The sequence below is a fragment of the Mycolicibacterium rhodesiae genome, assembly GCF_002086695.1.
Lineage (GTDB): Bacteria > Actinomycetota > Actinomycetes > Mycobacteriales > Mycobacteriaceae > Mycobacterium > Mycobacterium rhodesiae.
This window is the reverse complement of sequence record NZ_MVIH01000004.1, coordinates 370,919-397,783: the sequence shown is the minus strand read 5'-3', so window position 1 is coordinate 397,783 and position 26,865 is coordinate 370,919. Positions and strand designations below refer to the sequence as shown.

General features: G+C 65.2%; 27 protein-coding genes and 1 pseudogene. 17 read left to right on the top strand and 11 right to left on the bottom strand.

Going from position 1 to position 26,865, the window contains the following annotated elements; all coding sequences use genetic code 11:
• Positions 1-36 precede the first annotated feature (36 nt).
• The 6 genes from BST42_RS11765 to BST42_RS11740 all read left to right on the top strand — a co-directional run bounded on the left by BST42_RS11765 (position 37) and on the right by BST42_RS11740 (position 5,689).
• The gene (locus tag BST42_RS11765; protein WP_083118742.1) at positions 37-1,044 is read left to right on the top strand and encodes an acyl-CoA dehydrogenase family protein; all 1,008 of its coding nucleotides are present in this window, start codon (positions 37-39) and stop codon (positions 1,042-1,044) included.
• The gene (gene fadE29 / locus BST42_RS11760) at positions 1,045-2,208 is read left to right on the top strand and encodes an acyl-CoA dehydrogenase FadE29 (RefSeq protein WP_083118741.1); all 1,164 of its coding nucleotides are present in this window, start codon (positions 1,045-1,047) and stop codon (positions 2,206-2,208) included.
• Positions 2,205-3,182 carry a bifunctional MaoC family dehydratase N-terminal/OB-fold nucleic acid binding domain-containing protein gene (locus BST42_RS11755; protein WP_083118740.1) on the top strand — a complete coding sequence of 326 codons (978 nt, stop codon included), beginning with the start codon at positions 2,205-2,207 and terminating at the stop codon, positions 3,180-3,182. Before fadE29 ends, BST42_RS11755 begins: the two co-directional genes overlap by 4 nt.
• Positions 3,179-3,580 carry a MaoC family dehydratase gene (locus BST42_RS11750; protein ID WP_083118739.1) on the top strand — a complete coding sequence of 134 codons (402 nt, stop codon included), beginning with the start codon at positions 3,179-3,181 and terminating at the stop codon, positions 3,578-3,580. Before BST42_RS11755 ends, BST42_RS11750 begins: the two co-directional genes overlap by 4 nt.
• Positions 3,580-4,746 (top strand): 17-hydroxy-3-oxo-4-pregnene-20-carboxyl-CoA lyase, encoded by a 1,167-nt coding sequence (ltp2, locus tag BST42_RS11745; RefSeq protein ID WP_083118738.1) that lies wholly within the window; start codon positions 3,580-3,582, stop codon positions 4,744-4,746. The genes BST42_RS11750 and ltp2 overlap by 1 nt, the downstream gene beginning before the upstream one ends.
• Before the next feature lie 100 nt (positions 4,747-4,846).
• Positions 4,847-5,689 carry a putative endonuclease domain-containing protein gene (locus BST42_RS11740; RefSeq protein WP_083118737.1) on the top strand — a complete coding sequence of 281 codons (843 nt, stop codon included), beginning with the start codon at positions 4,847-4,849 and terminating at the stop codon, positions 5,687-5,689.
• Positions 5,690-5,747: 58 nt separating this feature from the next.
• On the opposite strand, the gene BST42_RS11735 is transcribed toward BST42_RS11740, so the two are convergent.
• The 3 genes from BST42_RS11735 to kstD form a co-directional block, all read right to left on the bottom strand.
• Positions 5,748-6,380, bottom strand: coding sequence for a hypothetical protein (locus BST42_RS11735; RefSeq protein WP_083118736.1), 633 nt, complete (start codon positions 6,378-6,380; stop codon positions 5,748-5,750).
• A 163-nt stretch (positions 6,381-6,543) separates the two neighbouring features.
• Positions 6,544-7,404 (bottom strand): enoyl-CoA hydratase ChsH3, encoded by an 861-nt coding sequence (locus BST42_RS11730; protein ID WP_083118735.1) that lies wholly within the window; start codon positions 7,402-7,404, stop codon positions 6,544-6,546.
• 1 nt (position 7,405) lies between these two features.
• Entirely contained in the window at positions 7,406-9,088 is a 1,683-nt protein-coding gene (kstD, locus tag BST42_RS11725) for a 3-oxosteroid 1-dehydrogenase (protein WP_083118734.1), read from the bottom strand.
• Between the two features lie 154 nt (positions 9,089-9,242).
• On the opposite strand from kstD, the gene BST42_RS11720 reads away from it, so the two are divergent.
• From BST42_RS11720 to BST42_RS11705, 4 genes are read left to right on the top strand one after another with little or no spacing between them, the layout of a single operon-like run.
• Positions 9,243-10,028, top strand: a complete 786-nt coding sequence (locus tag BST42_RS11720) for a 2-keto-4-pentenoate hydratase (protein WP_083118733.1) — start codon at positions 9,243-9,245, stop codon at positions 10,026-10,028.
• A gap of 13 nt (positions 10,029-10,041) precedes the next feature.
• Positions 10,042-10,959: an acetaldehyde dehydrogenase (acetylating) gene (locus tag BST42_RS11715; RefSeq protein WP_083118732.1), complete on the top strand. Its 918-nt coding sequence runs from the start codon at positions 10,042-10,044 to the stop codon at positions 10,957-10,959.
• Positions 10,956-12,005, top strand: a complete 1,050-nt coding sequence (gene dmpG / locus BST42_RS11710; protein WP_083118731.1) for a 4-hydroxy-2-oxovalerate aldolase — start codon at positions 10,956-10,958, stop codon at positions 12,003-12,005. The genes BST42_RS11715 and dmpG overlap by 4 nt, the downstream gene beginning before the upstream one ends.
• A gap of 30 nt (positions 12,006-12,035) precedes the next feature.
• On the top strand, positions 12,036-14,126 hold the full coding sequence (locus BST42_RS11705) for a RecQ family ATP-dependent DNA helicase (protein ID WP_083118730.1): 2,091 nt from the start codon (positions 12,036-12,038) through the stop codon (positions 14,124-14,126).
• Here BST42_RS11705 and BST42_RS11700 read toward each other — a convergent pair.
• Entirely contained in the window at positions 14,123-16,201 is a 2,079-nt protein-coding gene (locus BST42_RS11700) for a PQQ-dependent sugar dehydrogenase (protein ID WP_165760837.1), read from the bottom strand. The genes BST42_RS11705 and BST42_RS11700 overlap by 4 nt on opposite strands.
• 4 nt (positions 16,202-16,205) lie before the next feature.
• Here BST42_RS11700 and BST42_RS29615 point away from each other — a divergent pair, with 4 nt between their 5' ends.
• Both BST42_RS29615 and BST42_RS11695 read left to right on the top strand, forming a co-directional pair.
• The gene (locus BST42_RS29615; RefSeq protein WP_165760836.1) at positions 16,206-16,505 is read left to right on the top strand and encodes a hypothetical protein; all 300 of its coding nucleotides are present in this window, start codon (positions 16,206-16,208) and stop codon (positions 16,503-16,505) included.
• A gap of 375 nt (positions 16,506-16,880) precedes the next feature.
• A complete protein-coding gene (locus tag BST42_RS11695) occupies positions 16,881-17,273 on the top strand; it encodes a hemophore-related protein (RefSeq protein ID WP_083118728.1) in 393 nt (130 codons plus the stop codon).
• 30 nt (positions 17,274-17,303) lie between these two features.
• On the opposite strand, the gene BST42_RS11690 is transcribed toward BST42_RS11695, so the two are convergent.
• A complete protein-coding gene (locus BST42_RS11690; protein WP_083118727.1) occupies positions 17,304-18,215 on the bottom strand; it encodes an IclR family transcriptional regulator in 912 nt (303 codons plus the stop codon).
• 123 nt (positions 18,216-18,338) lie between these two features.
• Between BST42_RS11690 and BST42_RS11685 the strand changes: the two genes are divergently transcribed.
• Genes BST42_RS11685 through BST42_RS11675 form a run of 3 tightly spaced genes read left to right on the top strand, consistent with a single transcriptional unit; the run spans position 18,339 to position 21,392 of the window.
• Positions 18,339-19,466, top strand: a complete 1,128-nt coding sequence (locus BST42_RS11685) for a hypothetical protein (protein WP_083118726.1) — start codon at positions 18,339-18,341, stop codon at positions 19,464-19,466.
• Between the two features lie 4 nt (positions 19,467-19,470).
• The gene (locus BST42_RS11680) at positions 19,471-20,253 is read left to right on the top strand and encodes an SDR family oxidoreductase (RefSeq protein ID WP_083118725.1); all 783 of its coding nucleotides are present in this window, start codon (positions 19,471-19,473) and stop codon (positions 20,251-20,253) included.
• The gene (locus tag BST42_RS11675) at positions 20,253-21,392 is read left to right on the top strand and encodes a sulfotransferase family protein (protein WP_083118724.1); all 1,140 of its coding nucleotides are present in this window, start codon (positions 20,253-20,255) and stop codon (positions 21,390-21,392) included. The genes BST42_RS11680 and BST42_RS11675 overlap by 1 nt, the downstream gene beginning before the upstream one ends.
• 13 nt (positions 21,393-21,405) lie before the next feature.
• Here BST42_RS11675 and BST42_RS11670 read toward each other — a convergent pair whose 3' ends face one another.
• The 3 genes from BST42_RS11670 to BST42_RS11660 form a co-directional block, all read right to left on the bottom strand.
• Positions 21,406-21,843, bottom strand: coding sequence for a VOC family protein (locus BST42_RS11670; protein WP_083118723.1), 438 nt, complete (start codon positions 21,841-21,843; stop codon positions 21,406-21,408).
• 83 nt (positions 21,844-21,926) lie between these two features.
• On the bottom strand, positions 21,927-22,388 hold the full coding sequence (locus tag BST42_RS11665) for a hypothetical protein (protein ID WP_083118722.1): 462 nt from the start codon (positions 22,386-22,388) through the stop codon (positions 21,927-21,929).
• 2 nt (positions 22,389-22,390) lie between these two features.
• A complete protein-coding gene (locus tag BST42_RS11660; RefSeq protein WP_083118721.1) occupies positions 22,391-23,539 on the bottom strand; it encodes a 3-ketosteroid-9-alpha-monooxygenase, oxygenase component in 1,149 nt (382 codons plus the stop codon).
• 120 nt (positions 23,540-23,659) lie between these two features.
• On the opposite strand from BST42_RS11660, the gene BST42_RS11655 reads away from it, so the two are divergent.
• A complete protein-coding gene (locus tag BST42_RS11655; protein WP_083118720.1) occupies positions 23,660-24,184 on the top strand; it encodes a gamma carbonic anhydrase family protein in 525 nt (174 codons plus the stop codon).
• 86 nt (positions 24,185-24,270) lie between these two features.
• Complete coding sequence (locus BST42_RS30310; RefSeq protein ID WP_264048275.1) at positions 24,271-24,405, top strand: hypothetical protein; 135 nt, start codon at positions 24,271-24,273, stop codon at positions 24,403-24,405.
• Here BST42_RS30310 and BST42_RS11650 read toward each other — a convergent pair.
• The 3 genes and pseudogenes from BST42_RS11650 to BST42_RS11640 all read right to left on the bottom strand — a co-directional run bounded on the left by BST42_RS11650 (position 24,402) and on the right by BST42_RS11640 (position 26,864).
• Positions 24,402-24,754, bottom strand: a pseudogene (locus tag BST42_RS11650) (nuclear transport factor 2 family protein). The gene BST42_RS30310 and the pseudogene BST42_RS11650 overlap by 4 nt on opposite strands.
• A gap of 44 nt (positions 24,755-24,798) precedes the next feature.
• Complete coding sequence (locus BST42_RS11645; protein ID WP_083118891.1) at positions 24,799-25,680, bottom strand: TIGR03619 family F420-dependent LLM class oxidoreductase; 882 nt, start codon at positions 25,678-25,680, stop codon at positions 24,799-24,801.
• A gap of 5 nt (positions 25,681-25,685) precedes the next feature.
• Complete coding sequence (locus BST42_RS11640) at positions 25,686-26,864, bottom strand: thiolase family protein (protein ID WP_083118719.1); 1,179 nt, start codon at positions 26,862-26,864, stop codon at positions 25,686-25,688.
• Position 26,865: the final 1 nt, after the last annotated feature.

The following is a 26,865-nucleotide window of genomic DNA, read 5'->3' as shown; positions in this document are numbered from 1 at the left end:
ACACGCTTATCGCCTGAGAATCAAGGAGGATTCTTCGTGGACTTCAGTCCGGACGAAGGGCAGCAGGCAGTCACCGACGTGGTGACGTCCGCGCTCGAGCGGGACAACAGCTGGGACGCGCTGGTTTCCGGCGGCGTCGTGGCGTTCGGCGTCCCCGAGCGCCTGGGCGGTGACGGCCTCGGCCTGGCCGAGATCACCGCGGCGCTCACCCAGATCGGCAGGTTCGGCAACATCAGTCCCGCGTTCGCGACCCTCGGTCTGGGTCTGCTTCCGCTGCTGGACCTGGCGTCGGACTCTCAGCAGGATCGCTACCTGGCCGGTGTCGCCAAGGGGGCGGTGCTGACGGCGGCGCTCAACGAGCCGGGGCGCGCGCTGCCCGAGCGGCCCGAGACGCGGCTGACGGACGGCAAGCTCAACGGCACCAAGATCGGCGTTCCCTTTGCCGAGCAAGCGGATTGGATCGTCGTGAGCACCGATAGCGGTGTGGTGGTCGTGTCGCCCACGGCGGCCGGCGTGAGCCTGGCGAAGACCCCGTCGGCGACGCACGCTGACGAATACGTCGTCACCTTTGCCGACACCCCCGTCGACAGCGCAGATGTGTTGGGCGGCAGCGATACTGTGCGGCGGATCAATCAGCTGGTGGTGGCCGCCGTCGGCGCCTACGCGTCCGGGTTGGTGGCAGGTGCGCTGCGGCTCACCGCCGACTACGTCGCCAACCGGCACCAGTTCGGCAAGCCGCTGTCCACCTTCCAAACCGTCGCCGCGCAGCTCGCCGAGATCTACATCGCCTCGCGCACCATCACGTTGGCGTCGACGGCGGTGTCCTGGGCGCTGTCCGAAGGACGCGATGCGGCCGAAGACATTGACATCCTTGGCTATTGGGTGACCTCGCAGGCGCCGCCGGTCATGCAACTGTGCCACCATCTGCACGGCGGCATGGGTATGGACATCACCTACCCGATGCACCGCTACTACTCGTCGATCAAGGATCTCACCCGTCTGTTGGGTGGCAAGGCACACCGTCTGGAACTGGTGGGAGCGTAAATGTTCATCGAGCTGACTCCGGAGCAGAAGCAGCTGCAAGCTGAACTGCGGGAATACTTTTCGAATCTCATCTCGCCTGAGGAAGCCCAGGCGATGGAGTCCGACCGGCACAACGAGGCCTACCGCGCGATCATCAAGCGGATGGGTTCCGACGGCAAGCTGGGCGTTGGCTGGCCCAAGGAGTACGGCGGCCTGGGCTACGGCCCCATCGAGCAGTCGATCTTCGTCAACGAGGCCCAGCGTGCCGATGTGCCGCTGCCCGCGGTCACGCTGCAGACCGTTGGACCGACGTTGCAGCAGTACGGAACCGAAGCGCAAAAGAAGAAGTTCCTGCCGGCGATCCTGGCCGGCGAGGTGCACTTCGCGATCGGCTACAGCGAACCGGAGGCCGGCACCGACCTGGCGTCACTGCGGACCTCCGCGGTCAAGCAGGGCGACGAGTACATCGTCAACGGCCAGAAGATGTGGACCACCGGCGGGCACGATGCCGATTACGTCTGGCTGGCCTGCCGCACCGATCCGGAAGCCGTGAAGCACAAGGGCATTTCGATCCTGATCGTGGACACCAAGGATCCGGGTTACTCCTGGACGCCGGTCATCTTGTCCGACGGCGCCCACCACACCAACGCCACGTATTACAACGACGTGCGGGTGCCCGCCGACATGCTCGTCGGTGAAGAGAACGGCGGATGGCGGCTGATCACCACCCAGCTCAACAACGAGCGGGTCATGCTCGGACCGGCCGGACGGTTCGCGGCGCTCTACGACAAGGTTCATGCGTGGGCCTCGAAGCCGGGCAGCAGCGGAGACACTCCGCTCGATCACGCGGACGTGAAGCGCTCGCTGGGCGAGCTCAAGGCCATGTGGCGCATCAACGAGTTGCTCAATTGGCAGGTCGCGGCGTCGGGCGAGGACATCGACGTCGCTGATGCGGCCGCCACCAAGGTCTTCGGCACCGAGCGCATCCAGTATGCGGGCCGGCTTGCCGAGGAAATCGTTGCTGCACACGGCAATCCGGCTGACCCGGAGACTGCCGAGCTGATGGACTGGCTGGACAGCCAGACAAAACGCAATTTGGTGATCACCTTCGGTGGCGGAGTGAACGAGGTCATGCGCGAGATGATTGCGGCTGCGGGTCTGAAGGTGCCGAGGGTTCCGCGGTGAGCGCCTCGGTCGAGGACATCAAGGCCGCTGCCGAGCGGGTCAAGGCTGAGGGCAAGAGCAAGCCGCGGGTCGGCAGGCATCCGGTCAACCAGCCGATGATCGACCACTGGCTCGACGCGATCGGGGACAAGAACCCGATCTACGTCGACGAGGCTGCCGCCAAGGCGGCAGGCCATCCCGGTCTGGTCGCCCCGCCGGCGATGATCCAGGTGTGGACGATGATGGGTCTGGGCGGCGTCCGGCCGGACGACGACCCGCTGGGCAAGATCATCGAATTGTTCGACGAGGCAGGCTATATCGGCGTCGTCGCGACCAACTGTGAGCAGACCTACCACCGCTACCTGCGGCCCGGCGAAGAGGTCAGTGTCGCCGCCGAGCTGACCGATGTCGTCGGCCCGAAGCGGACCGCTCTGGGCGAGGCGTTCTTCATCACCCAGACCATCACCTGGTCGGTCGGTGACGAGGATGTCGCCGAGATGATGTGGCGCATCATGAAGTTCATCCCTGCCGACAAATCGGAGGCGGCCCCCGCTACCTCATCAGCGGTACCGGATGACCTCGACGCCGATTCCGCGATGCGTCCGGCGTCGTCGAAGGACACCAAGTTCTTCTGGGATGGCGTCAACGCGCATGAACTGCGCATCCAGAAGCGCGGCGACGGAACACTGGTCCACCCGCCGGTTCCGGCGTTGTGGCTGGACAAGGAGCAGGAGACCGATTACGTCGTCGCCAGCGGCAACGGCACCGTCTTCAGCTTCGTGGTGCACCATGCGCCGAAGGTGCCCGGGCGGACTCTGCCCTTCGTGATCGCGCTCGTCGAGCTCGAGGAAGGTGTGCGGATGCTCGGCGAGCTGCGCAACGTCGATCCCTCGACCGTGAAGATCGGAATGCCCGTCCGCGCAATGTATATCGACTTCCCGGCCAACGATGTGGGGCCGGCGTGGACCAACTATGCGTGGGAGCCGGCCAAATGAGCGCGCCTGCAATCGAAGTCGGCACCAAGCTGCCGGAGCTGAAGTTCTACGGCGACCCGACGTTCATCGTCTCGACGGCGATTGCCACCCGGGACTACCAGGATGTGCATCACGACCGGGACAAGGCGCAGGCCAAGGGCTCAAAGGACATCTTCGTCAACATCCTCACCGACACCGGTCTGGTGCAGCGGTTCATCACCGATTGGGCAGGCCCGACCGCCGTCATCAAGTCGATCGGTCTGCGCCTGGGCGTGCCGTGGTACGCCTATGACACGGTGACGTTCTCGGGTGAGGTCACTGCAGTGGAGGACGGTTTGATCACGCTGAAAATCGTTGGCAGCAACAGTCTTGGTGATCATGTGATCGCCACCGCCACGCTGACGATCGGCGCCGCGTAATGCCGGGCGAACTGAGCGGCAAGGCCGCGATCGTCGGCATCGGCGCCACCGACTTCTCGAAGAACTCCGGCCGCAGTGAGTTGCGGCTGGCCTCGGAGGCCGTGCTGGACGCCCTCGACGACGCGGGTCTGACTCCCGCCGACGTCGACGGTATGACCACGTTCACGATGGACTCCAACACCGAGGTCGCCATCGCGCGGGCCACCGGTATCGGCGATCTGAAGTTCTTCTCCAAGATCCACCACGGCGGCGGTGCGGCATGTGCCACCGTCCAGCAGGCGGCGATCGCGGTGGCCACCGGTGTCGCGGATTGCGTTGTGGCATATCGGGCTTTCAATGAACGCTCCGGCATGCGGTTCGGTCAGGTGCAGATGCGGCTGGTCGAGAACGCGGACTCCACCGGCGTGGACAACTCGTTCTCATACCCGCACGGGCTCTCGACGCCGGCCGCGCAGGTCGCGATGATCGCCCAGCGTTACATGCACTACTCCGGTGCGACCAGCCGTGATTTCGGCGCCGTGTCGGTCGCGGACCGTAAGCATGCGGCCAATAATCCGAAGGCGTACTTCTACGAAAAGCCGATCACCATCGAGGATCACCAGAATTCGCGGTGGATCGCCGAGCCGCTGCGGCTGCTGGACTGCTGCCAGGAGACCGATGGTGGTGTCGCCCTGGTGATCGTCTCGGCCGAGCGTGCCAAGGATCTCAAGCACCGGCCGGCCATCATCGAGGCGGCCGCGCAGGGGTCGAGCCCGAATCAGTACTCCATGACGAGCTACTACCGGCCCGAACTCGGGCTGCCCGAGATGGGTCTGGTTGGCAAGCAGATGTGGGCGCAGTCGGGGCTGACGCCGGCCGACATCCAGACCGCGATCCTCTACGACCACTTCACCCCCTTCACGTTGATTCAGTTGGAGGAGTTGGGTTTCTGCGAGCCGGGTGACGCCAAGGACTTCGTCAAGGACGGTGCGCTGGAGATCGGCGGACGGCTGCCGATCAACACCCACGGCGGTCAGCTCGGCGAGGCCTACATCCACGGCATGAACGGCATCGCCGAAGGTGTGCGCCAGCTGCGCGGCACGTCGGTGAACCAGGTGGACAACGTCGAGCACGTGCTCGTCACCGCAGGCACCGGCGTCCCGACGTCGGGCATCATCCTGGGCTAGGGTTTCGCGCCGACAGTAACGCCAGGGCGAGCAATCGGTTGATCTGCCGCCGTGGCGTTACTGTCGTGGTCTTGTCGGTGGGCGGCGGCACACTCCGGGCATGGAGGATGAGCCGTTCGTCGGGAGTGAAGCGCTCGCAGGCTGCCGCCTGACGCGCCACGAACTGCGAACCAAGTTCCGCGCGATCCATCAGGACATCTACATCCCGGTGGGCACCGAGCTCAGTCCGGTGCTGCGGGCCAAGGCCTGCTGGTTGCGATCGCGCAGACGGGGCGTGCTCGTCGGGTTCTCGGCGTCTGCTGTCCACGGCGCCAGATGGATCGACAAGAGACGACCCGCGGAGATCGCCGACACCAACCACCGGGCGACCCAAGGTGTGCGTGCGCGCGGCTGCAGTATCGAGGCCGACGAGATCTGCCGGCGCGAAGGCATGGTCGTCACGGTCCCGACCCGGACCGCCCTGGACCTGTTGTGCTGGTATCCGACGGACATGGCGATTGCGGCTGTCGACGCGTTGGCACGTGCGACGCGCCTGAAGGTTGCCGACATCGAGCTCTTGGCAGAGCGCCATCAAGGCCGGCGAGGAATCGTCCGAGCCCGTGCCGCTCTCGACCTGGTCGACCCGGGCGCGGAATCACCCAGGGAGACATGGCTGCGGCTGGTGATAGTTCGGGCCGGTTTCCCCAGACCGCAAACCCAGATTCCGGTGCGCAACGAGTACGGCGTTTTGATCGCCGAGCTCGATATGGGTTATGAAGACCTCAAGATCGCGTTCGAATACGAAGGCGCCCACCACCGCGTTGATCGTCGCCAGCGCGACAGGGACATTCGTCGCTTTGAAGACCTCGCCGAATTGGGTTGGCTCGTCGTACGTTTCACGTCTGAGGACACTGCGGGCACCGTCAGGCGCCGAGTGGCAGCGGCTTTGGCGCGCCGACAGTAACGCCACGGCGGAGCATCCGTGGATCTCCCGCCGTGGCGTTACTGTCGAGCTTCGAGCTTTAGGTCAGGTTGTTCTTGACCTGGGTGTCCTGCATCTTGGCGATGGCCAGCGCGGTCTCGTCCAGCACGGGATCGTTGGGCTCACTGGAGAATTCGATGTTCACCAGCGACTTGCCCTGGGTGAAGTACACCTCGGTGATCGCCTTCGTGCCGTCCGGTGACTTGCCGGTGGCGATGATGCCGTTGCCCCCGTCGCCGACATCGGCGGGCTTCGGTGCGCCGTCAACTTCCTTGGGCAGCTCGGCCTTCGCGGAGTCCAAGGCCTTGAGAGCGCCGGCGGCATCCTCGCTCACCACGATCGCGAAGACGATGGTTTCGTTCTTGCCGGGGTTCGTCATCGACTGGACGACGCCGTTCAGACCATTGGGATTGATCTGCGGATCGCTGGCCACGAAGCTCGGATCGATGTCAGAGGCCTTCAGCAGCAGTTTGCTGTAGTCACCGGCCGGGGCGGCGGCGGCGCTGGTGGTCTCCGATGCGGCGGCCGACGAGGTGGCGGAGCTCGACGCGGCGGACGACGATGACGACGACGATTCGGACCCCTTGTCGTCGCTACCACAGCCGACTGCGGCGACGCCCACGAGCAGGGCTGCGCCGACGAGGCCGACGGTCTTGGTGGGGGCAATCTTCATAGGAAAGTCCTTTCGCGGAAGCACCAAAGTTTGCTTTGCCTAAGTTCCTACCTTGGAGCCAGCTGAAAGTCTGACCTATGCGTAAATTTGACGTCCAAATCACACCACTTCGTAATCTGGACCGCCGACCGCGTGCGATCGGTACGGGACCGGGCGGGAAAACTCAGACCGGAATGAGCTCGACGTCGGAGAGCACGACGGCGTCCTCGCGGCCCGGAGCGGTGACCACACCGATGTAGCGGCCGTCGTCCTTCCACACGTTGACCTTGATGGTCTCGCCCGGGTAGACGACCCCGGCGAACCGGGCACCGTAGGTCTGCACGGCCGAGACGTCGGCATCGAGCAGTGTGTCCACCAGCGCCTTGCACGTCATGCCGTAGGTGCACAGTCCGTGCAGGATCGGCTTCGGAAAGCCGGCCGCCGCAGCGAATTCGGGATCGGAATGCAGTGGGTTGCGGTCACCGCAGAGCCGGTACAGCAGCGCCTGCTGCGGCAGCACCGGAACCGAGATCTCGTAGTCCGGCGCGCGATCGGGCGCGGCCACCGACGTCGACGGGCCGCGCTCGCCACCGAAACCACCTTCACCGCGGGCGAAGATCGACCGCTTGGTGGTCCACAACAGTGTGCCGTCGGGATCGGTCACCGTCGTCTCGCTGACGATGACCGCCGCCTTACCCTTGTCCCAGATCTCGGTGAACCGCTGCACCGAACGCGCGGTGCCACTCGGCGGCAGCGGAGCCGGCACCGTCACCGCCTCGCTGGCATGCAACACCTTGCTCAGCTCGATCTCGATGCCGGGGAACTTCACCTCGGGCGGCTCGGTCATGTGGAAGCTGGCCGCCACATTGCCGAAGGTGGGCAACACCTGCGGGGTGCGATCCACCAGGTAGCGCAACTCCTTGGGATCCATCGGATCGGCGCCCGCGCCGAGGCCGAGCTGATAGAGCTGCACATCGCTGCTCGTCCACGAGAACTCGACGGGCTCAAGTTCGGCGCCGAGCGCGACGGACAGATCGATCGGCATGTCAGCCCTTCCCTGCAATGTGCAACGCCGCCAGGTACCCGAACGCCATCGCGGGTCCGATGGTGCCGCCCGGGCCGGGATAGGTGTGCCCCATCACCGGCGAGCTGACATTACCGGCCGCGTACAGGCCTTCGATCACCGAACCGTCGTCGCGCAGAGCCCGTCCGTTCACATCGGTGCGGACGCCACCCTTGGTGCCGAGGTCGCCGGGCACCATCTTGGCGGCGTAGAACGGCCCGTGCTTGATCTCGCCGAGGTTGGGGTTGGGCTTGTTGGTCGGATCGCCGTAATAGCGGTCGTAAGCGCTCTCACCGCGGCGGAAGTCTTCGTCCTTACCGGAGCGGGCGAACCCGTTGAACCGCTCGACGGTCGCCAGGAACGCGTCCGCGGGCAGTCCGGTGACCTTGGCCAGCTCCTCGAGGGTGTCGGCCTTGACGATGACGCCGGATTCCATCCACTTCTTCGGAATGCGCTGTCCCGGTTGCAGTCCGGCAAAGATGTAGCGGTCACGGTACTGCTGGTCGAATACCAGCCATGCCGGGACGTTCTCGCCGGGACCGGCGCCCTGACCGTACTGGCCGCCGTACATGTGGTGGCAGGCCTCGACGTAGGGCATCGACTCGTTCATGAAGCGCTTGCCGGACAGGTTGACGATGATCGAGCCGGGGGAGTTGCGCTCCGACAGCGCGAACCACGGCGAGCCGACCAGCGGGACGGTCGGACCCCACCAGGCGTCCTCCATCAATTCCAGTGCCGCACCGAGCTTTTCGGCGGCGACGATGCCGTCGCCGGTGTTGGCCGCGGCCCCCACCGTCCACTCGGTGGTGATCGGCGCGCGCTGATACTTGACCCGCATCTGCTCGTTGTGCTCGAACCCACCGCTGCCGAGGATGACGCCCCGGCGTGCGCGGATCAGTTGCGGGTCAGCCGCTTCCGGTCCGGTGGTGTCCCGGACATAGATGCCGCGGACCACGCCGTCCTCGACGTACAGATCGGTCAGCGCGGTGTTGAGCAGCACGGGAACACCGGCCTCGCGCAGGCCGATCCGCATCGGGGCGATCAGCGCCCGGCCCATTCCGACCAGGTTCTTGCCGCGTGCGTTGGCCCACACGGTGCGAGCGCCGACCTTCAAGCTCCTCAACACGCCGCGGGGGTGGCGCTTGAGCTGATTGAGACGCATGTAATCCTGCTGCATCACAACGACATTGAGCGGAACCTTGCCGTACGCCGGCTCCAGGAACTTCTCGTCGGGGCCGAGTTTCTTGGCGTCGAAGGGCTTGGGCTCGACCGAGCGTCCGCCGGGGCGGCCGCCCGGCGCCTCCGGGTAGTAGTCCGAGTACCCGGGCACCCAGCACAACTTCAACGGCGTGTGCTTGAGGACGAACGACAGCATTTCCGGCCCGCGTTCGAGGTAGGTGTCGATGCGCTCGGGTTCCACCACGTCGCCGATGATCGAGTGCAGATAAGTACGCGCGGCTTCTTTGGTGTCGGTGACCCCGTCACGCTTGAGGATCTCGTTGTTGGGGATCCACACGCCGCCACCCGAGCGGGCGGTCGAGCCGCCGAAGTGCGCGGCCTTCTCGACGACGACTGTCGATAGTCCCTGGTGAGCGGCGGTAAGTGCGGCGACCATGCCGGCAGCACCGCTTCCGACGACGACGACGTCGAACTCCTGAGCTGTCATACTAGAACACGTTATAGAATTGCCCCGTCCGGGCGCTACTGACCCCTCCTTTCCGATCAGCGGAACGCTTACCCCACGGCGCTGCGGACGGCACTAGAATTGCCCGCACCGGGCGCCGTTCGCCCCGGTCACACCGACGATGGGACTCCCCGGAATGCTGAGCGTTTCGACGCGCGAAGAGCTCGCCGCCGACCTTGCCGAGGCGGAGCGCAGCCGCGTCCCGATGACGCCGCTGACAGCCAATCACCCCGACATCGACGTGGTCGACGCCTACGAAATCCAGCTGATCAACATTCGGCAGCGCATCGCCGAAGGCGCCCGGGTGGTCGGTCACAAGGTCGGCCTGTCATCGGAGGCCATGCAGAAAATGATGGGCGTCGACGAGCCCGACTACGGCCATCTGCTGGCCGACATGGAGGTGTTCGAGGACCAGCCGGTTCCCGCGGGGCGCTTTCTGTTTCCGCGCGTCGAGGTCGAGGTCGGTTTCATCCTCGCCGACGACCTGCCCGGCGCCGGGTGCACCGAGGACGACGTGCTGGCGGCCACCGCGGCGTTCGCCCCGGCGATCGAACTCATCGACACCCGGATCAAGGACTGGAAGATCGCGCTGTGCGACACCATCGCCGACAACGCGTCGTCGGCGGGCTACGTGCTCGGCAAGGAGCGGGTATCGCCCAAAGATGTTGACATCAGGGGCATCGACGCGGTGCTCACCCGCAACGGCGAGGTGGTGGCCGAGGGCCGCAGCGACGCCGTCCTCGGCAATCCGGTCACTGCAGTGGCGTGGCTGGCCCGCAAGGTCGAGAGCTTCGGTGTGCGGCTGAAGGCGGGCGACATCGTCCTGCCGGGGTCGTGCACCAGGGCCATCGACTGCCGCCCAGGCGACGAGTTCGTCGCGGACTTCGCCGGTCTGGGTTCAGTCCGGCTGTCATTCGAATAAGAGGAGGCTTCACATGCCCCAAAAGAGTTCTGTCGCCATCGTCGGGTCGGGCAACATCAGCACCGACCTGCTGTACAAGCTCCTTCGTTCGGAGTGGCTCGAGCCGCGCTGGATGATCGGCATCGATCCCGAGAGTGAGGGTCTGGCCCGGGCGCGCAAGCTCGGACTGGAGACCAGCCACGAGGGTGTGGACTGGCTGCTGGCCCAGTCGGAGAAGCCGGACCTGGTGTTCGAAGCCACCAGCGCCTACGTCCACCGGGCCGCCGCGCCCCGTTACGAAGAGGCTGGTATCCGCGCGATCGATCTGACGCCGGCCGCCGTCGGCCCCGGCGTGATCCCGCCGGCCAACCTTCGTGCGCACCTGGACGCGCCGAACGTCAACATGGTCACCTGCGGTGGTCAGGCCACGATCCCGATGGTCTATGCGGTGAGCCGCGTCGTCGACGTGCCGTACGCCGAGATCGTCGCGTCGGTGTCGTCGGCGTCGGCAGGCCCCGGCACCCGGGCCAACATCGACGAGTTCACCAAGACCACCAGTGCCGGCGTGGAGGTGATCGGCGGCGCGAAGCGAGGCAAGGCGATCATCATCCTGAATCCGGCTGATCCGCCAATGATCATGCGCGACACCATCTTCTGCGCGATCCCCGAGGATGCCGACCACGACGCGATCACGCAGTCCATCAAGGACGTCGTCGCCGAGGTGCAGACCTACGTGCCGGGCTACCGTCTGCTCAACGAGCCGCAGTTCGACGAGCCGACGGTGTACAACGGCGGCCATCACCTCGTCACCACGTTCGTGGAGGTCGAGGGTGCGGGCGACTATCTGCCGCCCTATGCGGGAAATCTGGACATCATGACCGCCGCGGCCACCAAAGTGGGCGAGGAGATCGCCAAGGAACGCGCCTCTGCAGGAACGGGAGCTCAAGCATGAGCGACATCTACTTCAACCCCATGTGGGACGTCCGTATGACGGACACGTCGCTTCGCGACGGCAGCCACCACAAGCGCCACCAGTTCACCAAAGAAGAGGTCGGTGCGATCGTCGCCGCGCTGGACACCGCTGGTGTCCCGGTGATCGAGGTGACCCACGGTGACGGGCTGGGCGGTTCGAGCTTCAACTACGGGTTCTCCAAAACCCCCGAGCAGGAGCTGATCAAGCTGGCCGCCGAGACGGCCAAGGAATCCAAGATCGCCTTCCTGATGTTGCCGGGCGTCGGCACCAAGGAGGACATCAAGGAGGCGCAGAACAACGGCGGCTCGATCTGCCGGATCGCCACCCACTGCACCGAGGCCGACGTCTCGATCCAGCACTTCGGGCTGGCTCGCGAACTCGGGCTGGAGACCGTCGGCTTCCTGATGATGAGTCACACGATCAGCCCGGAGAAGCTCGCCAAGCAAGCCCGGATCATGGCCGACGCCGGCTGCCAGTGCGTCTACGTCGTCGACTCGGCCGGTGCGCTGGTACTCGAAGGCGTGGCCGACCGGGTGAGCGCGTTGGTCGCCGAACTGGGCGACGACGCGCAGGTGGGCTTCCACGGCCACGAGAACCTGGGCCTGGGCGTGGCCAACTCGATCGAAGCCGTCCGCGCGGGAGCCAAGCAGATCGACGGCTCGTGCCGCCGCTTCGGCGCCGGTGCGGGCAACGCTCCGGTCGAGGCGCTGATCGGGGTGTTCGACAAGATCGGCGTCAAGACCGGCATCGACTTCTTCGACATCGCCGACGCCGCTGAGGAGGTCGTCGCCCCGGCGATGCCGGCCGAGTGCCTGTTGGACCGCAACGCGCTGATCATGGGCTATTCCGGGGTGTACTCGAGCTTCCTCAAGCACGCCATCCGGCAGTCGGAGCGTTACGGCGTACCGGCGCATCAGCTGCTGCACCGGGCCGGGCAGCGCAAGCTCATCGGCGGCCAGGAGGATCAGCTGATCGACATCGCGCTGGAGATCAAGCGCGAGCAGGAAGCTGCCTCCGCTTCGTAAGTTGTCGTCGTCTGCGGGCACGATGGGTCCATGACCGCGACCCGAGCTGACGCGCAGAAGATCCTCGAGCAGTTGGCGGGTCCGCAGGCGGTGCTGCGTGATGACCAGTGGACGGCCATCGAGGCTTTGGTGGTGCAGCGGCGGCGGGCGCTGGTCGTGCAACGCACCGGCTGGGGCAAGTCGGCCGTCTACTTCGTCGCCGCCAAGCTGCTGCGTGAGCAGGGCCGCGGGCCGACGGTGATCGTGTCACCGTTGCTGGCTCTCATGCGCAACCAGGTGAGTGCCGCGCAGCGCGCGGGGGTGCGTGCGGCGACCATCAACTCCGGCAACGTCACCGAGTGGGATGACATCCATCGCCAGGTCGCCGACGGTGATCTCGACGTGCTGCTGGTGAGCCCGGAGCGGTTGAACAATCCGGAGTTTCGCGTCCAGGTGCTGCCATCGTTGGCTGCCGACGCCGGGCTGGTGGTGGTGGACGAGGCGCACTGCGTCTCCGATTGGGGACATGATTTCCGGCCGGACTACCGGCGCATCCGAACATTGATTGCCGAATTGGGTTCCGGCGTGCCGGTGTTGGCCACCACAGCGACGGCCAACGACCGAGTGGTCGGCGATGTGGCGGCTCAACTCGGCGTCGGTGGTGGCGACACTCTGGTCCTGCGTGGCGGCTTGGACCGCGAGTCGCTTCATCTGTCGGTCGTGAAGGTACCCACCGCTGCCGGTCGCGCGGCCTGGATTGCGGCACACCTCAATTCATTGGAGGGGTCTGGCATCATCTACACGCTGACCGTCGCCGCCGCCCGTGATCTGGCGGCGGTCCTGCGGGAGCACGGCCATCAGGTTGCCGCCTACACCGGGGCCTCCGACCCCGCCGAGCGTGAGCAGATGGAGGTCGATCTGCTCAGCAATCGGGTCAAGGCCCTGGTGGCCACCTCCGCGCTCGGGATGGGTTTCGACAAGCCCGATCTGGGCTTCGTCATCCACCTGGGGGCGCCGCAGTCACCGATCGCGTACTACCAACAGGTGGGGCGCGCCGGCCGAGCCACCGCCCGCGCCGAGGTGATCCTGCTTCCGGGGCGTGAGGACGCCGAGATATGGAGCTACTTCGCCTCGGTCGCATTCCCGCCGGAAGCATTGGTGCGCAAGGTGATCAGCGTGCTGGAGCCGGACCGTCCGCTGTCGACACCCGCGTTGGAGCCGCTCGTCGACCTGGGGCGCAATCGTCTGGAGATGGTGCTCAAGGTGCTCGATGTCGATGGTGCGGTGCAGCGGGTGAAGGGTGGCTGGATCGGCACCGGCCAGCAGTGGACCTATGACGAGGAGCGCTATCGCACGCTGGACGCGGCCCGCAGCCGCGAACAGCAGGCCATGCTCGACTATCAGAATTCGACGAGCTGCCGGATGGCTTTCCTCCGTGCGCAATTGGACGATCCGGAACTGTCAGCGCAGGATCGCTGCGGCAGGTGTGACAACTGTGCCGGATCCCGCTACACCGCCGAGGTCGACGAGCGTGCGCTCGACGCGGCCAACGACCGGCTGCAGCAATGCGGTGTCGAGCTGGCGCCACGGCGGATATGGCCGACGGGCATGGCCAAGCTCGGGGTCGACGTGAGCGGACGCATCGACGACGGCCCGCTGGAGGGTCGCGCGATCGGGCGGCTGACGGATCTGGGCTGGGGGACCCGGCTGCGTCGGCTGCTGGACGCACCGGACGGTCCGGTCCCCGACGAGTTCGTCCGCGCCGCGATCGCGGTGCTGGCGGACTGGCCATGGGACACGCGACCCGAGGCAGTCATGGGACTCGACTCATCGACGCATCCGATCCTGATTCGTTCCCTCGTCGACCGGCTCGGACAGGCGGGCCGCCTGACGAACCTGGGAACGCTTCACTACCGCCCGACGCGGCGGCCGGTCACGGCCATGAACTCGGCCTATCGCGTCGCGGCACTGCACGACGCCTGGCAGGAGCCCGACTTCACTGCGCTGCAGCAGGTTCCGCAGACAGTGCTCTTGGTCGACGACGTCACCGACACCGGCTGGACGCTCACCACCGCGGCGCGCTGCCTGCGTCATGCCGGCGTCTCGGCGGTACTACCGTTCGCGCTCGCGGGCGTCAGCTAGACACGGCTGGGTGTCTTGTCGAAGTACACCGTGTAGGTGGAATCGCTTCCCGGCGTAGATATCTCGTGCTGCTGATTCAGGCCATCCGACCACCGGTTGAAGACCAGTTGTCCGTCGGCGACGGCCTGCGGCGAGCCCGCATCCAGGTGTCGCACCACACCGACGACCGCCTGCTGGCTGAACGTACCGGTGTGCGGAATGCCGTCGACGGTGTACACCGCGTTCGGGTCGTTGCTGTTGAACGTCAGCGTGACGAGGTTGGGCTTGATGTTCACCGTCTTGGTCGTCGACAATCCACTGCTGTCGGTGACGGTGAGACTGATCTCGTACCACGTGGTGGCCACGTTGTGCTCGTTGGTGGCGAGTGAGACGGTGCCGCTTGGCCCGACGACGCTGTCCACGTAGGGGTGGATGTGGTCGGCGTGGTGGAAGATCACCCGCCAGTTGTAGGCACTGTCAGGCAGGGTGCCGTCCTCGGCGTCGGTGGCCGTGGCGCTGAAACTGATGACATCGCCGGCGTTGTAGTGGGAGTCGTTGATCGGGGTCAGGATCTGCACATCCGGCGGTGCGCTGCCGACGACGACCTTTTGGCTTGCGGTGTTGGTCCGCTGCCCGTCACTGACTGTGAGTGTGACGGTGTAGCTGCCGTCAGTGGTGTAGGTGCGCAGCGGGTTCGCGGCCACCGACGTGCCACCGTCGCCGAAGTCCCAACTGTAGCTCAGTGTCGTGCCCGGGTCCGGATCGCTGGAGCCTGCGGAGGAGAACTGCACGCTCAACGGCGAGTACCCGTCGGTCGGGGTCGCGGTCAGAACGGCTGTCGGAGCGCGGTTTCCGCCGGACGCCGCGATCCGGTACAGCTCGCCGGGATAGATGTTGAGCTGATACAGATTGCCATCCGGACCCTGCCGCATCTGCACGGTCGTGCCCGCGTCGGTGTCCAGAACCTGCTCGCCGATCACATTGGTGTAGGTGGAGTCGAAGGTCAGCGCCTTGAGCCAGTGCAGCGTGTAGTCGGCGACGAATACCTTGTTCTGGTACTCGGCCGGTAACGCGGTGCCGGTGTACACGATCACGGAGGTGATCGAGCCCGCGCGACCCGGCGGGGGAGTGTGCGGGTAGGCGTAGACCGGGTTGTCGTAGGCGCAACTCGCACAGGGCCCTTCCTGGACCGGCCAGCCGTAGTTGCCTCCCGCAACAACGTTGTTGAGCTCTTCCCAGGATTCGTCACCCACGTCGCCCACCAACAGCTGACCGGTGGGGGTGAACGTCATCCTGAACGGGTTGCGCATGCCCAGTGCGTAAATCTCCTGGCGCGCACCGGGGGTGTTGTAGAACGGATTGTCCTGCGGGATGGTGCCATCGGGATTGATTCGAAGAATCTTGCCGAAGATGTTCGTCAGGTCCTGGCCGTTGGTGTTCAGGCTGTCATCGCCCATCGCGAAATAGATCTTGCCGTCGGGGCCGAACGCCATGGTATTGCCCTGATGCATCGATCCGGTTTGTACCGAATCGATCAGCACCTTTTCGGATTTCGGATCGACGGTGTCGTTGACCATGGTGAATCGTGACAGTCGGGCATGAGAGTCGGTCGAGTTGTAGGCGGTGTAGAAGTAACCGTTGTGCGCGAAATCCGGGTCCAGTTCGAACGCGTCCGACGGTTGGATCTCACCGACCTTGACCGCGGTCGCGCCCTCGGTGTTGGGGGCGATCTTGAGTGAGCCGTCCCGCTGCAGGATCAGGATGCGGCCGTCCGGGAGGAACTGGAAATCAGTCGGCTGATCCAGCCCGGCGGTGATGGTCGTGCGGTCGAGGTCGGCTGGAAGCGGCTGCGATTGAACGGGATTGGCGCACCGAATCAGGTCCTGTGAGGCGAAGGTGAGCCGGTCGAGCGCGAGTTCGAGCTGTTGGTTGACAACAGCAACAGCATGGGCGATCGGCGGGATCGCCAGAATCTGGTTGATGCCACGGCGCGCAAACTCGGCGACGGCCGCCAGCACCGGATTGTCCATCGGCGGCAGTGCGGGACCGCCGCCACTCTGCTCACCCCCGACGGCTTTGCCGATGGTCTCGATCACTCGCATGACAAGCTTGCAGGCGCAAACCTTCACCGGCTGGAGCAGCTTGGTCAACGGGTTGCCCGGTGAGGGTGTCGTCGGTGTCGGCTTTCCGCTGTGCCCGGTGTCGTCCAAGTCGGGTCCGAACACCAACGAGGCGGCGCCAGGTGCTGCGCTCTGGCCGGCCGCCGGCGTCGCGCTGACCGATGCCCGCCGCGAAGTCGTTGCTGCCGAGTCGGTTTGGCCGGTGCGCAGGCGAGGCGGGACCGCTCCGGTGGACGTGACGGCGTGTCCCTGGCCGCGCCGGGCCGGGCCGGTGCTGTGAGGGCGTGCGCTGCCCGCGCTGTGGCCTGTTCCGCTGTCAGCTCGCGATGGCGCACTCGATGTCGAGTCGTCGGCCCAGGCGGTGGGCGAACCGTAGCCCAATCCCACGCCGATTCCCAGGGCCACGGCCAGCGTCCCCAACCGACCGACATATTGCGCGTATCCGTGCGACCCCATACGACTGCCCCCCCAGGCTTGCTGTGCAGGGGAATCGTCGGTCGCGCAGCGCTGGGCGAGTGCAGTAGCGCGCTACTGCATTTTGCGGTCGCCGGGATCGGACTACGCAACGCAGGCGGTAACACGATGCGGCACCGGCGCGACGTTCCTTTCAGTGGCTGCGCGGCCGGACTGGTATGCGCCGTGAAGGGAGAACCCAATGTTCATTCGTCGTGCCGTTGTGCCCGCGCTGGTTGTAATCGCGGCCGGCGCGGTTGTGTCGATGCCGTTCGCGGTCGCCGATCCCACGCCCGCGCCTGCCCCCGCCGCGGCAACCGAGTGCTCGGCGGCGGGTCTGTCGTCCACCATCAGCTCGGTGACCAAGAACCTTTCCGACTATTTCGCCGTGCACCCCGACGCGAACGAGGCGCTGCTCGACGCCACCAGGCAGTCGGCCTTCAGTGCGATCGGCGCATTCAACACCTACTTCAACGATCACCCGGACCAGGCCAACGACATCCGGGCCATCAAGGCGCCGCTGGTTGATTTCCAGAACCGCTGCGGCCTGCAGGTGGAGCCCGCCGAGGCGCTCGTCGTCATCGGCGAGCTGTAGTCACCGCCGTCGGGGCTGGGCCCCGCGAGATCACCACTGGGGCTTGCTGCCGCCGAGCTGTGTGGTGAGCGCAGTGGCGGTCGCCACCAAACCCTTTGCGTGCTTCGCGATCTCGGAATCGGTCAGCGCCCGCCCGATCTGGAGCGACACCACCATCGCCTGCCGATGGTGGTGGTCGTAGACCGGTGCGGAGATGACGCTGACGTCGTGCCGCTGGCGTGACCCCGGCCCCTCCGCTTCGCTTCGCAGGTACACCCGCTCACCGATGTCGGAGATCAACTCGCCCAACAGGGCCCGCAGTTCGTCGGGCATCGAGGTGGACATGCCGGCCATCAGTGCATACAGCCGCCGACCGCCGGGGGTGAGTCGCTCGACGAGGTATCCCGCGGTCCGGCATTCGGCGATGACGCGATCCAACCGTTCCGTCTCGGTCCGCAGCGGAATGGTCGGCGCGCGGCCGAGCCAGCCGCGCAACGCTTCGTCGTCCCACAGCACGAACATCAAACCGACCGGCGGGGCGAACGGGTAGCTCTCCCCAACCCGCACCCCGACATCGGAACCGGGTGGTCCGACCAGCTCGAGCAGCGTGATCCGGTCGTCCACGACGCCGGCGAGCGCGGCTGTGGTCTCGAAAGTCTTCGACAGCTTGCTGAGTTCAGCGCGCGCCGCCGGATTGACCCGCAACGACTCCTGAGCGAGGTGACCGAGCGTGATCAGGCTGGGCCCCAACCGGTAGGTCTTATCCGCCGCGTCCCGGACGAGGTAGCCCGACTCGGTCAGCGTCGTGACAATGCCAAGGCAGGTCGGCTTGGCGAGTTGCAGTCGCCGGGAGAGCTCCGACAGGCCGAACTTCTCTTGCGGGTGTTTGGCCAGGAAATCCAGAATCGCCACCACGCGCTGCGTGGGGGGCGATGATCGACCAGAAACAGAACCGTCCGGCATTGCAAAATCCTACCTTCGTGTTCCATATATGGAACACACGTTGGTTGACTGAGATTAGAACACGTTCTAGTCTCAGTCCCAACAACGTACCAGTGCGGTCCAATTTTGAAACGCGAGGCGGTCATGTACACACAGCCCTTGGTGGACGCCATTGCCGAGTCCGAACGTCTGGTGAAAGAAGCCGACTTCATCGAGAGCGAGGCGGATCTGCTGGAGGGGCTGCAGTACCTGGCCGGCTGTGTCGCGGCCTGCACGCACGTCGCCTTCGACTACGACCGTGACCATCCCTTCCTGCACTCGGGCACCGGACCGTTCACCAAGATGGGCCTGGACAATCCTGACACCATGTACTTCGGGACCAGGGTGGTTGCCGGCAACGAGTACGTCGTCACCGGTAAGCGCGGAACCACCACCGACGTGAGCTTCCAGTTGCTCGGCGGCGAGTACACCGACGCAGTGGTGCCGGACAGCGAAACCGCGTTCGACGACCGCAAGCTCGACATCGCCGCCGACGGCACCTTCGAGTGGCGATTCACCCCGGATAGCAACGCGCAGCTGGTCATCCGGGAGGTGTACAACGACTGGTCGGCGCAGCGCGGCAGCTTCGCGATCGCGCGCACCGATACCGCGGGGACCGCACCGCCGGCACTGACCAAGGAACTGATCGAAAGGCGCTGGGCGACAGCGGGCAAACAGCTTGTGCAGCGCGTCAAGACCTGGCTGCAGTTCCCGAAGTGGTTCTATGACACCCTGCCCGTCAACACGCTGACCGCGCCGCGGCTCACCCCGGGCGGGCTGGCCACTCAATACTCATCGGTCGGGCATTACGACATCACCGCAGACCAGGCGATCATCATCACGTTGCCGGTCACCGACGCTCCGTACCTCGGCTTCCAGCTCGGCAGCCTCTGGTACATCTCGCTGGACTACATCAACCACCAGACTTCGCTCAATGGCACTCAGGCGCAGGCTGATCCGGACGGCAAGATCCGGATCGTCGTTGCCGACAAGAGCCCCGGGGTGACCAACTGGGTCGAGACGCTCGGGCATGGCAAGGGCTACCTGCAGTTCCGTTGGCAGCGAGTGTCGCGCGCGTTGACCGAGGCCGACGGCCCGACGATGGAAATCGTCGACCTCGACGAGGTTGCGGGCAAGCTGCCCTACTACGAGCAGAACAAGATCTCCGAAGACGATTGGCGTGAGCGAATCGCGCTGCGTCAGAAACTCATTGGCAACAGGATGGTGGGGTAGACACATGGCCGGCATGCTCGAGAACAAGGTCGTCGTGATCAGTGGCGTCGGTCCCGCGCTGGGCACCACGCTGGCGCGCCGATGTGCCGAGGAAGGCGCCGACCTGGTGTTGGCGGCACGGACGGTCGGGCGTCTGGACGATGTGGCCAAGCAGGTCACCGACCTCGGCCGGCGCGCGCTGTCGGTGGGCACCGATATCACCGACGAGGCTCAGGTCGACAACCTGGTGAAGGAGACCCTGGCCGCCTACGGCAAGGTCGACGTGTTGATCAACAACGCGTTCAAGGTGCCGTCGATGAAGCCCTTCGCCAACACCTCTTTCGACCACATCCGCGAGACCGTGGAGCTCACGGTGCTCGGTGCGCTGCGGCTGATCCAGGGATTCACCCCGGCATTGGTCGAGGCCAAAGGCTCGGTGGTCAACGTCAACTCGATGGTGCTGCGGCACTCAGATCCCAAGCAGGGTGCCTACAAGCTGGCCAAGGCTGCGCTGCTGTCGATGTCCCAGTCGTTGGCCAGTGAACTCGGGCCCCAGGGCGTCCGGGTGAATTCCGTTCTGCCCGGCTATATCTGGGGTGGCACCTTGCAGGGTTATTTCGAGCACCAGGCCGGTAAGTACGGCACGACCGTCGACGAGATCTACAAGGCTGCTGCGGTCAACAGCGACCTCAAGCGGCTACCGACCGAGGACGAGGTTGCCTCGGCGATCCTGTTCATGGCCAGCGATCTGTCGAACGGCATCACCGGGCAGACACTGGACGTCAACTGCGGGGAGTATCACAACTGATGAGCTCGGACTTCCTCACGGTCGAGAGCCTCAAGGCTTCGGCCGTCAAAGCCACCGGTATGGATGACTTCGGCGTCGATGACGACAACTATCAAGAAGCACTGAGCGTGCTGCTGGAGTCGTTCCGCAACGATGCCGACCTGACCGAACTCGGCAGCAAGATGCACCGGTTCTTCGTCCGAAATGCGTTGGTGGCCAGGCTGGTTTCCGAGGCCGCCTTCAAGCAGTATCCGGAGCACGTCGACGTGCCGATCGAGCGCCCGATCTTCGTCACCGGACTGCCGCGCACCGGTACCACCGCGTTACACCGACTTCTGTGCGGGGATCCGCGACACCAGGGGCTCGAGCTGTGGCTCGCGGAGTTCCCGCAGCCCCGCCCGCCGCGCGAATCCTGGAAGGACAACCCGGTCTTCCAGCAGATCGACGCACAGTTCACCAAGGCGCATGAGGAGAACCCGGACTACACGGGTCTGCACTACATGACCGCCGACGAGGTGGAGGAATGCTGGCAGCTGCTGCGCCAGTCCGTGCACTCGGTGTCCTACGAGACGCTCGCGCACGTGCCCACCTACTCGCAGTGGCTTTCGCGGCAGGACTGGACCAAGCCGTACGCACGGCATCGCAAGAATCTGCAGCTGATCGGACTCAACGATCCCGAGAAGCGTTGGGTTCTCAAGAATCCCAGCCATCTGTTCGCCCTGGACGCGGTGTTCGCCGTCTATCCGGACGCGCTGATCCTGCAATGCCACCGGCCGGCCGAGACGATCATGGCCTCGATGTGCTCGCTTGCTCAGCACACCACCGAGGGCTGGTCGAACACGTTCAAAGACGATGTCATCGGCGCCGACTCACTGGAGACCTGGTCACGCGGCCTGGAGCTGTTCAACACCGAACGCGCCAAGCACAATCCGGCGCAGTTCTACGATGTCGACTACTTCGAGCTGATCCGCGAACCGATCAGCACGGTGGAGAAGATCTATGACGCCTTCGGACTGGAGATGACCGACGACGCGCGGGCGGCGATCCAGCGCACCGACGAGGAAAGCAAGCAGGGCCCGCGGGCGCCCAAGCACACCTACTCGCTGGCCGACTACGGTCTGACCGAGGAGCAGGTCAAGGAGCGCTTCAAGGGGCTGTAGCGCGCAGGAGCGCTCAGGCTTTCTCGAGCTCCTCGGCGAGCATCACGATGATCCCGCTGGGACCTCGGATGTAGCTGAGCTTGTAGACGTCGGCGTAGGTGGCCACCCCACGCAGCGGGTGGCATCCGTGTCTGGCGGCGATCGCCAGGGCGTCGTCGATGTCGTCGACGGAGAACGCCACGCGATGCATGCCGATCTCGTTGGGGCTCGTCGGGCCGGACTCGATCGCCTCAGGGTGCAGGTATTCGAAGAGCTCGAGGCGGCCGTGACCGTCCGGGGTCTGGAGCATGGCGATGTGCGCGTGGTTGCCGTCGAGTCCGACAGCGGTGTCGGTCCACTCACCGCTGACCGTGTCGCGGCCGATGACCGTCAGACCAAGGTCGGTGAAGAAGGAGATCGCCGCTTCGAGGTCGCGAACCGCGATGCCCACGTTCTCGAGTTTGATGGTCATACCGGCACGCTACTCGGCCTGAAGCCGCGGATGTGATTGCCGAGATCGACGAATTGCGGCATTCACTCGAGGAAGCGGAGAACTCAGCCGTCGCCGGGGGCGGGTGCGCTGGAGTATTCCTCCAGACATCCTTCTGCCACAGCATGTCTGATGCTGTCGGACAGTTTCGGGCAGGACCGGGTCCGGGCACTGCTGCCGCCCGCCTCGCGGATCTCGGCGAAGTAGGCGCACCGTTGCTGTGCTTCGCTGCTCCACTGCACCGCGGTGTGGGCGGCTCCGAGCTTCTTGACCTTCACCGCGATGTGGCAGAACCGGCAGTCGATCTCGACCAGGCCGGCCGACAGGTAGCGCTCCTTGTCCTGGCGGGTCGCCTCCTGCACGGCGGCAAGCCGTTGTGGATCCGCAGCGAAATTCGGTGCCTTGGACCATGATCCGGACGCCTCGTCGCTATGCTCGTGCGCCTCGTCGTGCTCGTGCACGCCGAGAAGCTCGAGCATGGACCGCGCCAGATCGTCGACGTCGGGCGGTGGATCCTCGGGGGTCATATTCACACCTGAGTCGGCTGTCCTTCAGAACCGGCTTCGGCCTGCTTCTTGAGGTTCTCCTGAACCTCGATCTGCCACTTCTCGTTGGCCGGTGCGGTATCGACCTCGAGTTCGAAGCGGTCGACCATATCGGGCGTCACGTCGGCGACGTCGACGTAGAACTGCTGATACCAGCGTCGCATCTGGTAGACGGCGCCGTCTTCTTCCACCAGTAGCGGATTGTCGATGCGGGTCTTGTGCTTCCAGATCTCGACGTCCTGCAGGAAGCCCTTGCTGACACCGGTGACCATCGCATCCGAGAGCTTGTCGCTCATGGAATCGTCCATGCCCTTGGGCTTTTCGACGATCACACCCCACTGCAGCATGAACGAATCCTGCGTCACCGGGTAGTGGCAGTTGATCAGGATCGACTCGGCCTTGAAGCCGCCGTAGTTGTTGTGCAGCCAGTTGATCATGAAGGACGGGCCGAAGTACGACGCCTCGGAGTCCAGGTGCGACTCGGTGTAGGCCGATCCGCCCAGCGTGACGTCGGGACGCCCGACGTTGTGCAAATACTGCGAGGCGATGTGGCCCTCGAAGACGTTCTTGAAGTACGTCGGCAAGCCGAAGTGGATGTAGAAGAAATGCGCCATGTCGGTGACGTTGTCGACGATCTCGCGGCAGTTGGAGCCCTCGATCAGCATCGAGTTCCACTTCCACTCGGTCCACTCACCGCTGGTGTACTCCGGGATCTCCGGAATCCGCACCTCGGGTTGCGGGGGATTGCCCTCCGCGTCATGCCAGACGAACAGCAGGCCGCTGCGCACGTCGGTCTCCCAGGACCGGGTGCGGGCCAGCCGCGGCGTGCGCTTGGCGTAAGGCACCAGCTTGCAGCGGCCGTCGCCGCCCCAGCGCCAATCGTGGAACGGACACGCGAGGGCGTCGTCCTTGATGGTGCCCTGCGACAGGTCGCCGCCGAGGTGCCGGCAGTACGCGTCCAAGACGTGCACGTCGTTGTTCGAGTCGGCGAAAACCACCAATTTGGTCCCGAACGCATTGATCGGGTGGGGCTTGCCGTCGGTGTAGTCAGTGACCGGGCCCAGGCAGTGCCAGCCCCGGGCGTACCGGTCCGGCAGGGTTCCAGTGTCGATCTCGCGAATGCCGCTTGTCACCCTCGCGCCCCTCCAACTCGTAGGTTCTAACTAGAACACGTTACAGTTTTTCCGACTCATCGCGCAATGAGAGCAGTACTACCTGCGGATTACCCATCTGAAGTGCGGTATATCTGGACGATGCCGATGTATTCGTTCGAAGGGCGTTCACCGCGGGTGGATCCGACCGCATTCGTCGCGCCCACCGCGGTGCTCATCGGGGACGTGACCGTCGAGGCCGGCGCATCGGTGTGGTTCAACACGGTATTGCGGGGGGACTACGCGCCGATCGTGATCCGAGAGGGCGCCAATGTGCAGGACGGGTCGGTACTGCACGCCCCGCCGGGCATCCCGGTGGACATCGGTCCCGGGGCGACGATCGCGCACATGTGCACCATCCACGGTGTGCACGTCGGGGCAGAGGCGCTGATCGCCAATCACTGCACCGTTCTCGACGGTGCGGTGATCGGCGCCCGCAGCATGATCGCTGCGCACTCGCTGGTGGTCGGCGGCACCCACATTCCGGACGAGGTGCTGGTCACCGGATCACCGGCGAAGGTCAAGGGTCCGATCGCCGGAACCCGGGCCGAGGTGTGGGTGAACATCAACCCGAAGGCCTACCAAGATCTGGCGCAGCGCTATCTGACGGGCTTCGACGAAGTCTGAGATCCCCGTCTCCCGAGCGTTTGGCAGATTTCGGCGCAGGGTATGTCCCCGCTACCTGACAAGGCGTAGCGCGTGGAGGACTGAGGATGGCTCTCGATATCTGCCCGGCGTGTGGCTATCCCACCATCGGAGCGGCGGTGTGTGCGGCCTGCTCGTTGGCCGCACCGGCACCGGTTGAATGGCCCTTGGCCTACGCCGAGGCGACCGCCCCCGCCGCCTAGATCTTTTGTGCGCTCGCGGTCGCCTTGTCCAGTTCCCAATACGCGCGTAGCGCGACGATCTTGCCCTCGTCGTCGACGCGATAGGTGAAGACGCCCTCGGCGATCACCCGGTAGCCGCTGGACTCGATCACGATATGGCCGACGTTGGCTTCCTCGTTGCCGCACTGATACGTCTTGTCGAAATTGAACGTCAGCTTGCTGGGCGCGATAGCCATGTCGTAGAACTTCGCGATAGCTTCCTTGCCCGGTGGCCCTTGCCTTCAGGGTCGAAATGCGATGGCCCGATGGGATCTTCGACGATCGCGTCGTCGGCGAACACCGCAAGCCACGCCTGCTTGTCGCGAGCCATGGCGGCCGCACGGGATCGCCGTCCCGCCTCGTGGGCCGGTGAACTCACTGCTCTTGCCAGCCCGAGTGGATGTACGTCTCGGCGAACCGCTTCATCGAGTCGATCTTCTTGTCCACCGGAGCGTCGAAGGGCAGCCCCTCGAACACCCACGGAATCCCGATGTAGTCGGTGACGCCCGCCTCGACCAGGTCCCGGTGACCGTCGACACCGAACTTGTCGATGCAGACCGCCTGGTACTCAAAGGGGTCGTCGCCGCGACCGGCCTCGGCCAGCAGTTTCTTGAGCGTTGAGATCGTCTCGGCCAGCTCGTCGCAGGTCATCATCGCGCTGGTCCAGCCGTCGCCGATCCGGACCGCACGCTTGAGTGCGACATCGGTGTGGCCGCCGACGTAGAACGGTACCGGCACCGACGGCGCCGGGCTCATCTGAAGTCGCTCGAAATCGTAGAACTCGCCGTGGTGCTCGACCATACCGCCGGCCAGTACCAGCTTGATGATGTCGATCATCTCGTCGACACGCTTGCCGCGCTTGGCATACGGCACCCCGCACCACTCGAATTCCTCAGGCGCCCAACCGATACCCACGCCGAAGCCGAACCGGTTATTGGTCAGGTTCGCCACGGAACCGACCTGGCGAGCCAACAGCAGTGGGTTGCGCGAGCCGAGCTTCATCACGTTGGTGTAGAACCGCAGCTTCGAGGTCACCGCGCCGAGTGCGCCCGCGAGGATCAGCGGATCGACCCAGGGCGAGTGCTCGTCGAACATCCGCTTGCCGTCCGCGGTGTACGGATAGTCGACGGACTGCTCCTCGAAATAGAAGATGGAGTCCGGCAGCGCGATATTGTCGAAGCCGAGATCCTCTGCTGCCTTGGCAATTTCGATGAGTTGGTCCAGCGGGCTGAACGCGATGCTGACCGTGTACTGCATGCGCGTCATTTCGCGGCAGGCTTGTCCGAGCTGACCACCCACATCGAGTAGTACTGCGCGCCGCCGCCGTACGCGTGGCCCAACGCCTTGCGTGCACCTTCGACCTGATGCTCGCCGGCCTTGCCCATCACCTGGATCGCCGACTCGGCGAACCGGATCATGCCCGAGGCGCCAATGGGATTGGAGCTCAGCACGCCGCCGGAGGGGTTGAACGGGATCTTGCCGCCGATCGCCGTCTCGCCGGCTTCCGTCAGCTTCCAGCCGCTGCCTTCCGGCGCGAAGCCCAGGCTTTCCAGCCACATCGGCTCGTACCAGGAGAACGGCACGTATACCTCGGCCACGTCGATCTCGTCGATCGGGCTGGTGATCCCCGCCGCCTTCCACAGTGCGGCAGCCGCATCCCGGCTGGCCTGCGGGTTGACCTGGTCGCGGCCGGCGTAGGCGAGTGGCTCGGTGCGCAACGCCGTGGCGTGCACCCACGCGACGGGATGTCCGTCGGCCACGCGGGCATCGGCAGCTTCCTCGTCACCGATCACCATGGCCGCCGCGCCGTCCGAGGACGGGCAGGTCTCGTCGTAGCGGATGGGATCCCACAGCATCGGGGACTCCATCACCTTTTCGACGGTGATATCGGGCTGATGCAGGTGTGCCAGTGGGTTCTTGGCGCCGTTGTGCCGGTCCTTGACCGCGACGATCGCGCCGATGTTCAGCGGTGCGCCGGAGCGGCGGATGTAGGCCCGCACGTGCGGAGCGAAGTAGCCACCCGCACCTGCGCCAACGGGCTTGGTGAACGGCACCGGAATGCTCAACGCCCACATGGCATTCGACTCGGACTGCTTCTCCCACGCCATGGTCAGCACGCGCTTGTACTTGCCCGACTGCACCAGGCTGGCGGCGACGATGGCCGTCGACCCGCCCACCGAACCCGCGGTGTGCACCCGGATCAACGGCTTGCCGGTCGCGCCCACGGCGTCGGCCATGAACAGTTCGGGCATCATCACGCCCTCGAAGAAGTCGGGCGCCTTGCCGACGACGACGGCGTCGATGTCGTCGAAGGTCGACCCCGAGTCCTCCAGCGCCCGGTCGATCGCCTCGCGGACCAGACCGTTCATCGAGACGTCTTTGCGCTTGGCGACGTACTTGGTTTGTCCCGTTCCCAGAACTGCGGCGAGGTTTTTGGCCATG